Source organism: Bacillus sp. CFBP9009 (genome assembly GCF_036541465.1).
Classification (GTDB): domain Bacteria; phylum Bacillota; class Bacilli; order Bacillales; family DSM-1321; genus Peribacillus.
This window is the reverse complement of record NZ_JAZHFU010000028.1, coordinates 1-11,825: the sequence shown is the minus strand read 5'-3', so window position 1 is coordinate 11,825 and position 11,825 is coordinate 1. Positions and strand designations below refer to the sequence as shown.

Annotated in this window: 14 protein-coding genes and 11 tRNA genes; 24 read left to right on the top strand and 1 reads right to left on the bottom strand. The window is 41.1% G+C overall.

Features of this window, described 5'->3' with window-relative positions:
- The first annotated feature begins 229 nt into the window (after window positions 1-229).
- The 12 genes from alr to V3595_RS27195 all read left to right on the top strand — a co-directional run bounded on the left by alr (window position 230) and on the right by V3595_RS27195 (window position 9,731).
- Window positions 230-1,393 (top strand): alanine racemase, encoded by a 1,164-nt coding sequence (alr, locus tag V3595_RS27250; protein WP_485910980.1) that lies wholly within the window; start codon window positions 230-232, stop codon window positions 1,391-1,393.
- A gap of 162 nt (window positions 1,394-1,555) precedes the next feature.
- Window positions 1,556-1,837, top strand: coding sequence for a CopG family ribbon-helix-helix protein (locus tag V3595_RS27245; protein WP_034306380.1), 282 nt, complete (start codon window positions 1,556-1,558; stop codon window positions 1,835-1,837).
- Between the two features lie 7 nt (window positions 1,838-1,844).
- Entirely contained in the window at window positions 1,845-2,195 is a 351-nt protein-coding gene (locus V3595_RS27240; protein WP_034306610.1) for a type II toxin-antitoxin system PemK/MazF family toxin, read from the top strand.
- Window positions 2,196-2,607: 412 nt separating this feature from the next.
- Window positions 2,608-3,435, top strand: a complete 828-nt coding sequence (locus V3595_RS27235) for an RsbT co-antagonist protein RsbRA (RefSeq protein ID WP_137020605.1) — start codon at window positions 2,608-2,610, stop codon at window positions 3,433-3,435.
- Between the two features lie 2 nt (window positions 3,436-3,437).
- On the top strand, window positions 3,438-3,794 hold the full coding sequence (locus V3595_RS27230) for an STAS domain-containing protein (protein ID WP_048682053.1): 357 nt from the start codon (window positions 3,438-3,440) through the stop codon (window positions 3,792-3,794).
- Window positions 3,795-3,797: 3 nt separating this feature from the next.
- Window positions 3,798-4,199 (top strand): anti-sigma regulatory factor, encoded by a 402-nt coding sequence (locus V3595_RS27225; RefSeq protein WP_485910949.1) that lies wholly within the window; start codon window positions 3,798-3,800, stop codon window positions 4,197-4,199.
- Between the two features lie 9 nt (window positions 4,200-4,208).
- Window positions 4,209-5,219 (top strand): SpoIIE family protein phosphatase, encoded by a 1,011-nt coding sequence (locus V3595_RS27220; protein WP_485910947.1) that lies wholly within the window; start codon window positions 4,209-4,211, stop codon window positions 5,217-5,219.
- A 59-nt stretch (window positions 5,220-5,278) separates the two neighbouring features.
- The gene (locus V3595_RS27215; protein ID WP_101225981.1) at window positions 5,279-5,611 is read left to right on the top strand and encodes an anti-sigma factor antagonist; all 333 of its coding nucleotides are present in this window, start codon (window positions 5,279-5,281) and stop codon (window positions 5,609-5,611) included.
- The gene (gene rsbW / locus V3595_RS27210) at window positions 5,608-6,081 is read left to right on the top strand and encodes an anti-sigma B factor RsbW (RefSeq protein WP_034306366.1); all 474 of its coding nucleotides are present in this window, start codon (window positions 5,608-5,610) and stop codon (window positions 6,079-6,081) included. Before V3595_RS27215 ends, rsbW begins: the two co-directional genes overlap by 4 nt.
- Entirely contained in the window at window positions 6,059-6,847 is a 789-nt protein-coding gene (sigB, locus tag V3595_RS27205) for an RNA polymerase sigma factor SigB (protein ID WP_137020608.1), read from the top strand. Before rsbW ends, sigB begins: the two co-directional genes overlap by 23 nt.
- Window positions 6,844-7,455 (top strand): PP2C family serine/threonine-protein phosphatase, encoded by a 612-nt coding sequence (locus V3595_RS27200; protein ID WP_402907462.1) that lies wholly within the window; start codon window positions 6,844-6,846, stop codon window positions 7,453-7,455. The genes sigB and V3595_RS27200 overlap by 4 nt, the downstream gene beginning before the upstream one ends.
- A gap of 92 nt (window positions 7,456-7,547) precedes the next feature.
- Window positions 7,548-9,731, top strand: coding sequence for a Tex family protein (locus V3595_RS27195; protein WP_485910944.1), 2,184 nt, complete (start codon window positions 7,548-7,550; stop codon window positions 9,729-9,731).
- Between the two features lie 59 nt (window positions 9,732-9,790).
- Here V3595_RS27195 and cmpA read toward each other — a convergent pair whose 3' ends face one another.
- Window positions 9,791-9,910, bottom strand: coding sequence for a cortex morphogenetic protein CmpA (gene cmpA, locus V3595_RS27190; protein ID WP_089364909.1), 120 nt, complete (start codon window positions 9,908-9,910; stop codon window positions 9,791-9,793).
- An 83-nt stretch (window positions 9,911-9,993) separates the two neighbouring features.
- Here cmpA and V3595_RS27185 point away from each other — a divergent pair, with 83 nt between their 5' ends.
- From V3595_RS27185 to V3595_RS27130, 12 genes are all read left to right on the top strand, one after another.
- Window positions 9,994-10,458 carry a SprT family protein gene (locus V3595_RS27185; RefSeq protein WP_402907468.1) on the top strand — a complete coding sequence of 155 codons (465 nt, stop codon included), beginning with the start codon at window positions 9,994-9,996 and terminating at the stop codon, window positions 10,456-10,458.
- A gap of 147 nt (window positions 10,459-10,605) precedes the next feature.
- Window positions 10,606-10,680 (top strand) — tRNA-Asn (locus V3595_RS27180).
- Window positions 10,681-10,688: 8 nt separating this feature from the next.
- Window positions 10,689-10,779, top strand: a tRNA-Ser gene (locus V3595_RS27175).
- A 17-nt stretch (window positions 10,780-10,796) separates the two neighbouring features.
- A tRNA-Glu gene (locus V3595_RS27170) sits at window positions 10,797-10,868 on the top strand.
- Window positions 10,869-10,893: 25 nt separating this feature from the next.
- Window positions 10,894-10,969, top strand: a tRNA-Asp gene (locus tag V3595_RS27165).
- A gap of 77 nt (window positions 10,970-11,046) precedes the next feature.
- Window positions 11,047-11,121, top strand: a tRNA-Gln gene (locus tag V3595_RS27160).
- Between the two features lie 9 nt (window positions 11,122-11,130).
- Window positions 11,131-11,206: transfer RNA gene (locus tag V3595_RS27155), tRNA-Lys, on the top strand.
- A gap of 9 nt (window positions 11,207-11,215) precedes the next feature.
- A tRNA-Leu gene (locus tag V3595_RS27150) sits at window positions 11,216-11,297 on the top strand.
- A 59-nt stretch (window positions 11,298-11,356) separates the two neighbouring features.
- Window positions 11,357-11,442: transfer RNA gene (locus V3595_RS27145), tRNA-Leu, on the top strand.
- Window positions 11,443-11,460: 18 nt separating this feature from the next.
- Window positions 11,461-11,537 (top strand) — tRNA-Arg (locus V3595_RS27140).
- A gap of 7 nt (window positions 11,538-11,544) precedes the next feature.
- Window positions 11,545-11,621, top strand: a tRNA-Pro gene (locus tag V3595_RS27135).
- 30 nt (window positions 11,622-11,651) lie between these two features.
- Window positions 11,652-11,725: transfer RNA gene (locus V3595_RS27130), tRNA-Gly, on the top strand.
- The last annotated feature ends 100 nt before the right edge of the window (window positions 11,726-11,825 follow it).

Below are 11,825 nucleotides of genomic sequence, written 5' to 3'. Positions count from 1 at the left end.
GCTGATGTTTCCCGTCTCCTTACGAAGGTTTCTTCTGGGTAGGATAGGCGGGGAAGCAGCTTGTTGACATTTTTAATCCTTCCAACTGTTTTAGGCTGGCAGCTGGGAAATTTGAATCAAGGTGAAAAAGCACTTTATCTTTCTGGCGGTTGGTTATAGAATGTTCCTATAATGAAACGAAAACTTCGCTACTGGGAAGAATCTTATTGTGAGTGTAGGAAAGAAGGAAATGGTCTTGGAAACGAAAATATTTCATCGAGATACGTGGGCAGAAGTAAATTTGGATAAAATTTTTGAAAATATCTCTTCCATGAAACAAAGACTGGGAAATGGCGTTAGTCTTTTCGCTGTCGTTAAAGCGAATGCATATGGCCATGGGGACTATGAAGTGGCCAAAACGGCGCTTGAAGCGGGGGCGGATTTTTTAAGTGTCGCTTTTTTGGATGAGGCTCTTGCCTTACGAAAAAAGGGAATATTGGCTCCGATCCTTGTACTTGGGGCATCAAGGCCTGAAAGCGCAGCACTTGCTGCCGAGTATGGGATTTCCGTGACGGTTTTCGATGTAGCATGGTTGGAAAAGGCAAAGGATTTGTTGAAACCGGGACAAGTTTTGCAAATCCATGTAAAAGTGGATAGCGGCATGGGTAGAATCGGCATTCGTGATAAAGGTCAACTCATGAAAGTGGAAAATTTGCTTGAGAGGGAAGCTTGTTTCAATTTCCAAGGGATATTCACTCATTTCGCGACGGCGGATGAAATGAAGACCGACTATTATGAAAAGCAGCTTGCTACATTTAAAGGGATGCTTTCCGTAATGACTGGAAAGCCTGAATATATTCATGCAGCCAATAGTGCAGCTTCTTTAAGATTCACCGACCCTGAATGGAATGCAATAAGAATGGGGATTTCCATGTATGGATTGAGTCCTTCCGTGGAGATGAAGCCGATATTGCCATACCCATTAAAACAGGCTATATCATTGAGAACGAAGATGGTCGCGGTTAAACAGCTTGCTAAGGGTGAAAGCGTTAGCTATGGAGCGACTTATACGGCTGAAGGTAATGAATGGATCGGGACTTTGCCAATCGGTTATGCTGACGGCTGGATCCGTAAGCTGCAAGGTCAGGAAGTTCTTGTGGATGGAAAAAGAGTACCCATAGTCGGGAGGATTTGCATGGATCAATGCATGATCAAGCTGCCTGGACCATACCCTGTAGGAACAGAGGTCACACTGATGGGGAATGATGGGGATGAATCGATTACTGTCGATGAGATAGCGGCAAAACTGGAAACGATCAACTATGAGATAACGTGTATGATAGGAGCAAGAGTGCCCCGTGTATATATAAAAGACAATCAGGTGAAACATGTACGCAACTTCATTTTGGAATGACCGGATTGTAAAAAAATCCTAAGATTGTGAATAAGATTTCCTTTATTATGCTGATAATAGGATTGAGAATAGAATATACTCTTTGCAGATAGGCATTTTAATGGTAATATTGAAAAGGATATATACAATAAAGGTGTGTAGTGATGGTGGAGGTGTATGTTTGTGTCTGAATCCAGCGCAACAAGAGAGATATTAATTCGATTACCTCAAAATTTTTTAACAGAGTTAGATGGGTATGCGAGTGAGGAAAATGTAAATCGCAGTGAATTTATTTATCGTGCCACAAAAATGTATCTTCGCGAACGTAAAAAGAAAGAGTTTCGTGAATCGATGAAACGCGGTTATATTGAAATGGCGGCCATTAACTTAACGATTGCTTCTGAAGCCTTCCAGGCTGAATTCGAGGCTGGTCATTGCGTTGAACGATTAGTTAGCGGAGGCTGAGCCATTGATTGTTGTTAAGCGTGGTGACGTATACTTCGCAGACCTTTCCCCGGTAGTTGGTTCAGAGCAGGGGGGGACCCGTCCGGTACTAATTTTACAAAACGATATTGGTAATCGCTTTAGTCCGACTGTGATCGTGGCAGCCATTACAGCTCAAATTCAAAAAGCGAAATTGCCTACACATGTTGAGATTAATGCAAAAAAGTACGGATTCGAGCGGGATTCCGTCATTTTATTAGAACAGATCCGGACAATTGATAAGCAGCGTTTAACTGATAAAATTACGCATCTTGACGAACCGATGATGCAAAAAGTCAATGAAGCTTTGCAAATTAGTTTAGGCCTCATTGAGTTTTAAAGAAAATTTTTCCCGTTAAACCGGGCGTTATTATAATACAAATCATTCTTGATGTTATTTAGATGGCACGATCCCTGCAACTGTGGGGATCGTGTTTTTTTTTGTCAAATAACATTAACATATCCAAAAAGTATACAGCAGGAAATATGAAAAATTTGACGAATAAAACTTTATACAGTTAGATATTGGATGGAACGTCATTGTTTTTTATAGTATCTCCCTAACTTTTCATTAATTTATGTTTTTCTTACCTGAATTTCGGGTATGTAGTTATTTTGTAAATACCTAAAAAAAAGCAAAAGTTAGTGGGGAAACTCAAAGGAAATTCAAATGGAAATAACATTACAGTTAGTTAACATCCTTGTGACGTGGACAGGGAAACAAGGCAATTGTGTTAGAATGGGAGGATATTATGAATCAATTGGTTTACGATTTTATTAAGCAAAATCAAGATTACATCCTTACTGAGTGGATGGGCATCATGAAGGAAAGTACGGACGAAAGATTAATTAAAGTCGTTTCAGATCGAATGTTCACGCAAACGAGCAGTGAATTTATAGATATGATCATCACGAACGTTGATAGTAAAAACAAGGAATTCACATTGAAGCTTTCAGATTTTGCCGAGAAAGTCGTCCAATTGGGATGGCCTCTCACTTTCGTCAATGAAGGACTTCATAAATTCACGTTAATTGTCATAAATGGTATGGTGGAAAAGGGTCTGGTTACTCCTGAAAATCAAGTCAATCTTGTTAACCATTTGGATAAATGGGCGACACCGATAAATAATGAAATAGTCAATATATATACTCAAACTTGGGAAAGAACTGTTTCCATGCAAAAAATAGCGTTGCAAGAACTTTCGGCACCGCTCATTCCTGTATTGGAAGGAATAACGGTAATGCCGCTGATTGGTACGATTGATACAGAACGTGCCAAACAGATAATGGAAAACCTGTTGACTGGCGTTGTTAAGCATAGATCTGAAGTTGTTCTTATTGATATAACGGGCGTGCCGGTCGTGGATACCATGGTTGCCCATCATATCATTCAAGCGGCGGAAGCAGTCCGATTAGTGGGTGCAAAATGTATACTCTGCGGCATCCGCCCTGAAATTGCTCAAACCATCGTTAATCTTGGAATTAATTTAAATGAAGTGATTACAAAAAATACATTGAAAAAAGGGATAGAAGTTGCGTTGGAATTAACGAGCCGTAAGATCGTAAAGGTGGAGGGATAAGTATGAGGATTCCGATATTAAAGCTTTATGACTGCTTGTTAGTCTCTATACAGTGGGAATTGGATGATGTGACAGCCCTTCAATTTCAAGAGGATTTACTGCATAAGATCCATGAAACAAGCGCTAATGGCGTTGTTATAGATATTACCTCAATAGATTTTATTGATTCTTTTATCGCAAAGGTATTAGGCGATGTCTTTAGCATGTCTAAGCTTATGGGGGCCAAAGTTGTAATTACGGGGATCCAGCCTGCTGTTGCAATAACATTAATTGAACTGGGAATTAGTCTCGATGATGTTCTGACAGCATTAGACTTAGAGAAAGGCCTGGAGAAATTACAACAGGAATTGGGGGATTAAAGAATGGAGTTCCAATCCTGCGTAAAAATCATAAATGAATGGGACATCGTAGCTGCAAGGCAGCTCGGAAGAAATGTCGCTAAAGAGTTGGGATTCGGTACTGTAGACCAGGCCAGGATCACAACGGCCATTAGCGAATTGGCCCGAAACATATACCTATATGCTGGACAAGGCAGTGTTAGCATAAAAAAGCTAAATATAAATGGGAAGTCAGGATTGAAAATCATTGCAGAGGACCAAGGGCCGGGAATTGAGGATATCCGCAGAGTCATGGAAGATGGATATACCACCTCGGGGGGACTGGGTGCAGGTCTTCCTGGAGCCAAACGTTTAATGGATGACTTTGATATTGATTCGATACCAGGTGAAGGGACTAAGATCATCGCTACGAAATGGCTCCGTTAGGGGGGGAATATGGATATTAGGGAGAACATGGAGAAAAAGTATCATGAGGCGCTTTCTACTTATCTTAAAGACCAAAATGAGCAGGCACTCTACCAAGGACAAAAGATTAGCCGCCTACATATCAAATACAATATATCTCCAGAAGAAATCATCAGTATGCATAAAAATAACTTAATGGAACTTTACCCGGAATTACCGGGAAAAGTATTGGATTCTTTCGATTTTCTGCTAGAAGTCATGATGGGCTACGGCATTGCATACCGTGAACATCAAAGCCTTAGACATCAACAGCAGGAACTGAAAACGGAAATCGAGATTGCGGCAAACGTTCAACATACTCTTTTGGAAACGAAAATTCCTGATATCAAATCACTTGAAATTGGAGCGATCAGTGTTCCGGCGAGACAGATGAACGGAGATTACTATCACTTCGTCCAAGATGAGAATGATCGTATAGGAGTAGGGATAGCAGATGTCATAGGAAAAGGGATTCCTGCTGCATTGTGCATGTCGATGATCAAATATGCGATGGACAGTCTTCCCGAGCATCGTCATGAACCGAATAGTGTGCTTGAGAGTTTGAACCGTGTTGTGGAGCATAATGTGGATCCAAGCATGTTCATAACCATGTTCTATGGTTTATATGATCCGCATGACAGGCAATTTTCCTATGCTTCAGCCGGACATGAACCTGGCTTTTACTATGATGCCGCAACAGGTACTTTTAGCGATTTGGATGCAAAAGGCTTGTTGCTTGGAGTTGATAAAAAAACAAGGTATCGCCAATATGAAAAAACGGTGAATCGTGGAGACATGATCATTTTATTATCCGATGGAGTAACGGAGTGCCGGACGTATGATGGGTTCATAGAAAGGGAAACACTTATCGGTTTCATTAAAAAGAATATGCATTTGCAAGCCCAGGAAATGGTGAATAATATATTTAAACAATTGGAGAAAATGCAGAACTTCCAACTGAGGGATGATTTTACACTAATAATTTTAAAATCAAATGTTTAGTATTGTTTCTGCTGGGTATAGATATAGGAATGAAGAGGATTTGAAGAGGTGGGTCAAGGATGAATATAACTGTAGATGTTAATGAATTAAATACTGAATTTGTTGTAAAACTAAAAGGTGAAATCGATGCCTATACTGCACCGAAATTAAGGGAATCACTATTTCCGATTTCAGAGCAGGATAATGTTTCGATTACGATTGATTTAACTGAAGTCTCTTATATGGATAGTACGGGACTTGGGGTATTTGTCGGTGCTTTCAAAAGTGTAAGGGCACATAATGGCGAATTCACACTAGTTGGCTTATCAGAAAGGTTACGACGTTTATTTGATATAACAGGTCTTGCAGATATCATTGATATAAAAAGTGGTACAGAGGGTGGGTTAGAATGAGTCAAGTATATGATTACATCGAAATGAAAATACCTGCAAAACCAGAATTCATCGGTGTCATTCGTTTAACGCTTTCTGGGATAGGAAGCCGGATGGGATTTGCGTATGATGAAATTGAGGATTTAAAAATCGCTACCAGTGAGGCTTGTACAAATGCGGTACAGCATGCATATAAGGATTCTGAAAAGGGTGAAGTGAAAGTAAGTTTCGGCCTTTATCCTGACCGTCTGGAGGTCATGGTTTCTGATAGTGGCAAGAGCTGTAATTTCGAAGAAGTTCGTCAAGGACTCGGTCCATACGAAAATGGACAAAAAGTCGAACTTTTGAGAGAAGGAGGCTTGGGTCTTTACCTTATTGAAACTCTGATGGATGATGTTAAAATTCATCAGCATGATGGGGTTACAGTATTTATGACTAAGTTTTTAGAAGGAGAGCAGGTGGAGATGGATGCAAAAACAGTCTCAACCTAATCAGGCACAAAGAGAACAGGTAAATGAATGGATTAGAGCTTACCAGCAGAATCAAGATGATGAAGCGCAGAGTAATCTAGTCATCCATTATAAAAGTTTAGTTGAAACAATCTCCCGGAAGTATGCGAAAGGGAAATCATTTCAGGAGGATATCTCCCAAGTCGGCATGATTGGTTTATTAGGTGCCATTCGACGATATGATGAATCTTTCGGTAAGAGCTTTGAGGCATTTGCCGTCCCTACTATAATCGGCGAAATCAAAAGGTTCCTTCGTGACAAAACATGGAGTGTCCATGTACCAAGGAGAATTAAGGAACTTGGTCCGAAAATCAGGGTGACTGTCGAGGAATTGACGACAACTCTGCATCGTTCACCAAGAATAGATGAAATAGCCGATAGTATAGGCGTGACTGAAGAAGAAGTTTTAGAAGCGATGGAAATGGGAAAAAGCTATCAAGCTTTATCTGTGGATCATTCTATTGAGGCGGATTCTGATGGCGGTACTGTCACATTGCTTGATATATTCGGGAATGTCGACGAAGGTTTTGAAAAGGTCAATCAGCGGCTTGTGCTTGAAAAGGTGCTGCATGTTCTGAGTGACCGTGAAAAGATGATCATTCAACATACTTATTTAGAGAATTTAAGCCAGAAAGAAGCTGGCGATAAACTGGGGATTTCCCAAATGCATGTTTCAAGGCTCCAACGCCGTGCGATCAAGAAACTTCAAGAAGCCATTAATGCTGAAAACTCGGAGTTAATTCAGTGATCAAAGATATTCTGAGGGGAGAAAAAATAGAAGTCCTTGTCTCTCAATCGTCTAAAAACGGGATGGTTTATTGTGGTGATGATTACTTTTTTCTTCATACGAAAGAATACTTTGTGTGTGTCCTGGCAGATGGTCTAGGCAGCGGCAAAAATGCTTATGATTCCTCCCATGCCGTCATCGAGGAAGTTAAACGTAATCATGAGTTGGATGTAGAATCATTAATGGCAGTATGTAACCAGGTTTTAGTCGATAAGCGGGGGGCAGCTGTTTCGATTTTGAAGATATTTTATGACAAGAATGAATTTGTATACAGTTCAGTGGGTAACATCCGCTTTTTCCTGTATAATCCAAGCGACGATAAACTCGTTTACCCTTTACCTGTTACAGGGTATTTATCCGGAAGGAAACAAACATACAGGACGCAGAGCTACAAATATGAACCAAATGCAAAATTCATCCTTCATTCCGATGGTTTAGAACTTAAGGGAGCTAAAACTTTTTTAAAAAGGCTGGTCCCTATCGATAAGAACGCACAATGCATATTAAAAAGCAGTCCATTAACTGCAGATGATACAACTTTCATTTTAGGAAGCTTACTTTCGCCATAATTCGGAAGTGAGCTTTTTTGTATTGAATTCGCAACTTCATCACTCATTTGCTAGACTATACTTATTAGATCAAAAGGTTGGAGGTAAACATAATGATCGTTGTAGAAGATACATTGAAAGAACTGATTAAACAAATATCCAATGAGCTAACTTTGAAAAATCATCAAGTCCAAAACGTCATACAGATGCTGCAAGAGGGGAACACTGTCCCTTTTATCGCGCGGTATAGAAAAGAAATGACGGGTTCACTTGATGAAGTTCAGATTCGTTCCATCATGGAAAGGTGGAACTATCTTGAAAACCTTGGCCAGAGGAAAGCGGAAGTTACGCGTTCAATTGGTGAACAGGGAAAATTGACGGAAGAATTAACGAAACAAATCGAGAAGGCAACAAAACTGCAGGAAGTCGAGGATTTATACAGGCCATACAAGCAAAAAAGGAGAACGAAAGCGACAGTCGCTAAAGAAAAGGGTCTTGAACCACTGGCCAATTGGCTTCTGGAATGTCCAATGCATGCCAGTGTTAGCGAAAAAGCTGCAGAATTCATATCGGCAGAAAAAGAAGTTTCTTCTATTGAAGAGGCTATTGCTGGAGCGCAGGATATCATAGCTGAACATATTTCCGATGATGCAGAATTAAGGAAGTGGATAAGGGCTGAAATTTTCAAAGCCGGAAAAATGGTTTCAACTGTGAAAAATGAAGAGAAGGACGAGAAAAAAATCTTCGAGATGTACTATGAATACGAGGAGCCGGTTCAAAGAATCGTACCGCATCGGGTGTTGGCGCTGAATAGAGGTGAAAAGGAAGAGGTTCTGCGAATCTCCATTCAGCCTCGGACTGAAATCATCATTGGTCATCTTGAGCGGAAAATCATTAAAAATAACAAATCTGAAGCCCAAGTTGTTCTTAAATCTGCAATTGAGGATGGACTCAAGCGATTGATCTTGCCTTCTGTAGAACGGGAAATCAGAAAAGAGCTGACAGAAAAAGCTGAGGATCAAGCTATCCATATTTTCTCTGAAAACCTGCGGAACCTGCTTTTGCAGCCCCCGCTTAAAGGAAAAGTGGTCCTCGCCCTTGATCCGGCATATCGGACTGGCTGTAAGTTGGCTGTCATTGATGAAACCGGAAAGGTTCTCGATATCAGTGTGATCTACCCGCATCCTCCTGCTGCGAAACTTAATGCTGCCCGTGAAAAAACGATCGAAATACTTCAGCGGTTCTCGGTTGAAATCGTGGCAATCGGCAATGGTACGGCATCACGTGAATCAGAGCAATTCATCGCAGATATTTTGAAAGAAGTGAAAGGGAATATTTCATATATAATTGTAAATGAAGCGGGAGCCAGTGTGTATTCAGCCTCGGATATTGCCCGAGAAGAGTTTCCGGATCTTCAAGTAGAACAGAGAAGCGCAGTTTCGATAGGCAGAAGGCTTCAGGATCCCCTTGCTGAACTTGTTAAAATTGATCCGCAATCCGTGGGCGTGGGTCAGTATCAACATGATGTGTCCCAGAAAAAGTTAACGGAATCCCTCACCTTTGTAGTAGAAACAGCTGTTAACCAGGTGGGGGTGAATGTCAATACCGCTTCATCGTCTCTTTTGCAATATGTAGCTGGTTTATCAAAATCGGTTGCTCAAAATATTGTGAAGAAAAGGGAAGTGGAAGGGAAGTTTTCAAGCAGGAAGGAATTAAAGAAGATTCCCCGGCTTGGTGCCAAAACATATGAACAATGTATAGGGTTCTTACGTATCATTAATGGAGATGAGCCTTTAGATCAAACCGCGATACATCCTGAGAACTACAGTGCCGTGAATAAATTATTAAAGAAAATGGGATTCACATCTGATGATTTAGGTAGTGATGCACTGAATGAAGAATTAGGCAAACTAAATCCGGCTGATTTGGCCGATGAATTGGAAATTGGGGAAATTACGATTAAAGATATCATAGATGATTTGATGAAACCGGGAAGAGATCCTCGGGATGAATTATCAAAACCACTGCTTAAGCAGGATGTACTAAAAATGGAGGATCTGCAAACTGGGATGGAATTACAAGGTACAGTGAGGAATGTTGTGGATTTCGGTGCGTTTGTCGACATTGGTGTTAAACAGGATGGACTGGTTCATATTTCTAAACTGAGCAACAGGTTTGTAAAGCACCCATTGGATGTAGTGGCCGTTGGGGATGTTGTGACGGTTTGGGTCGAACTGGTTGACTCCCAAAAACAAAGGGTATCTTTAACGATGCTCGAGCCAAAGGATCAAAACTAGCCTGTGGTAAGCTCCTTCTATACTAGAAGGGGTTTTTTTTATATGGAACAAAGTTTAATTTATAACCGGAGGCTTTCTTTTTTTTGATAAAAAAACCAACATTGATTCAACATCTTCACTTGATAATAATCCTTTTCATAAAAGGCTTTGCGGATTTGATTCTGGAACCAATTAGGCATAGCTTTTCCTCCCTTATTTTCCTATTGTATTATTAGTCTATGTTATAATGGGTTGTCATGTTACCAAGGAAAGGGAGGGGGAAATGGATAATCGGCAATTGCAAAAACTAGTGGAAGAAATATCGTTGAAAGACTTTGAAAAGGCCTTTAGACACCAAGCCAGTTTTAATCCGCGTCTCCGAACAACAGGAGGCCGATACTTGCTCCGTTCACACAATATAGAAATCAATAAGAAGTATCTTGATGAACGCGGTGTGGAAGAAATGGTTGGAATCATTAAGCATGAATTGTGCCATTATCATCTGCATATCGAGAAAAAAGGGTACCAGCATCGTGATGCGGACTTTAAGCAATTACTCAAAAAAGTGGGGGCACCGAGATTTTGCGAGCCGCTGCCATCTAACCAATTAAAGAAAAAGATGAATACTATTCAATATAAATGTGAAGACTGTCAGCAGGTGTATATAAGAAAAAAGCGAATCGACACTACCCGTTTCGTTTGTGGTAAATGTCGTGGAACATTGATTTACCAAGGGTTTAAGGAGTGAAAAACAAAAATATAAAAAAACATAAAAGAACGCTTGACTTTAAGTTGCAACCTCTTTATAATCATAAGAGTCGACAAGATAACAACTTGTTCTAAACGACAAACACTAAGGTCCTTGAGCGTGAAAAAGGAACCCAATTTTCATTATTCCGCAGTAGCTCAGTGGTAGAGCATTCGGCTGTTAACCGAACGGTCGTAGGTTCGAGTCCTACCTGCGGAGCCATTTTTTTTGGGGAAGTACTCAAGAGGCTGAAGAGGCGCCCCTGCTAAGGGTGTAGGTCGCGTAAGCGGCGCGAGGGTTCAAATCCCTCCTTCTCCGCCAGTTGCATATTTTATCAAGGCCCATTGGTCAAGCGGTTAAGACACCGCCCTTTCACGGCGGTAACACGGGTTCGAATCCCGTATGGGTCACTTTCTTATATATAATCAAAATACTGGTCCCGTGGTGTAGCGGTTAACATGCCTGCCTGTCACGCAGGAGATCGCGGGTTCGATTCCCGTCGGGACCGCCATTTTTTAAAAAAACACTTGCTAAAATAATATTATTGTGATATAATGTTATCCTGGCTGTTAATTAGTATTCGATTATTGGGCTATAGCCAAGCGGTAAGGCAACGGATTTTGATTCCGTCATGCGAAGGTTCGATCCCTTCTAGCCCAGCCATTTTATTTAGAGCCATTAGCTCAGTTGGTAGAGCATCTGACTTTTAATCAGAGGGTCGAAGGTTCGAATCCTTCATGGCTCACCATTTATTTTCGCGGGTGTGGCGGAATTGGCAGACGCACCAGACTTAGGATCTGGCGCCGCAAGGCGTGGGGGTTCAAGTCCCTTCACCCGCACTGATATTTTTCTTCTTGACATCAAGTTGAAAAGGTGTTAAACTTACAAAGTCGCTTTCGCGGTCGTGGCGGAATGGCAGACGCGCTAGGTTGAGGGCCTAGTGGGGGAAACCCCGTGGAGGTTCGACTCCTCTCGGCCGCACCAATAACATCATAGAAATTAGCGCCCGTAGCTCAATTGGATAGAGCATCTGACTACGAATCAGAAGGTTGTAGGTTCGACTCCCGCCGGGCGCACCATATTTTACGGGAAGTAGCTCAGCTTGGTAGAGCACTTGGTTTGGGACCAAGGGGTCGCAGGTTCGAATCCTGTCTTCCCGACCATTCTTTCTGGAAATATTTTAAAAATTAAATGCGGGTGTAGTTTAGTGGTAAAACCTCAGCCTTCCAAGCTGATGATGAGAGTTCGATTCTCTTCACCCGCTCCATTATTGCTCTTTGAAAACTGAACAAAACAAAGCGCCAACGTTAAATTTTAAGTGAGCACACACTATCAAAAAAGCAAATGAGCAAGTCAAACATTTCTTC

What these genes read in the sequence shown, in the direction of transcription:
- alr (WP_485910980.1), top strand. Translation starts at nt 230, where the DNA reads ATGGTCTTGGAAACGAAAATATTTCATCGAGATACGTGGGCAGAAGTA.
- V3595_RS27235 (WP_137020605.1), top strand. Translation starts at nt 2,608, where the DNA reads ATGAATCAATTGGTTTACGATTTTATTAAGCAAAATCAAGATTACATC.
- V3595_RS27230 (WP_048682053.1), top strand. Translation starts at nt 3,438, where the DNA reads ATGAGGATTCCGATATTAAAGCTTTATGACTGCTTGTTAGTCTCTATA.
- V3595_RS27225 (WP_485910949.1), top strand. Translation starts at nt 3,798, where the DNA reads ATGGAGTTCCAATCCTGCGTAAAAATCATAAATGAATGGGACATCGTA.
- V3595_RS27220 (WP_485910947.1), top strand. Translation starts at nt 4,209, where the DNA reads ATGGATATTAGGGAGAACATGGAGAAAAAGTATCATGAGGCGCTTTCT.
- V3595_RS27215 (WP_101225981.1), top strand. Translation starts at nt 5,279, where the DNA reads ATGAATATAACTGTAGATGTTAATGAATTAAATACTGAATTTGTTGTA.
- rsbW (WP_034306366.1), top strand. Translation starts at nt 5,608, where the DNA reads ATGAGTCAAGTATATGATTACATCGAAATGAAAATACCTGCAAAACCA.
- sigB (WP_137020608.1), top strand. Translation starts at nt 6,059, where the DNA reads ATGCAAAAACAGTCTCAACCTAATCAGGCACAAAGAGAACAGGTAAAT.
- V3595_RS27195 (WP_485910944.1), top strand. Translation starts at nt 7,548, where the DNA reads ATGATCGTTGTAGAAGATACATTGAAAGAACTGATTAAACAAATATCC.
- cmpA (WP_089364909.1), bottom strand. Translation starts at nt 9,910, where the DNA reads ATGCCTAATTGGTTCCAGAATCAAATCCGCAAAGCCTTTTATGAAAAG.
- V3595_RS27185 (WP_402907468.1), top strand. Translation starts at nt 9,994, where the DNA reads ATGGATAATCGGCAATTGCAAAAACTAGTGGAAGAAATATCGTTGAAA.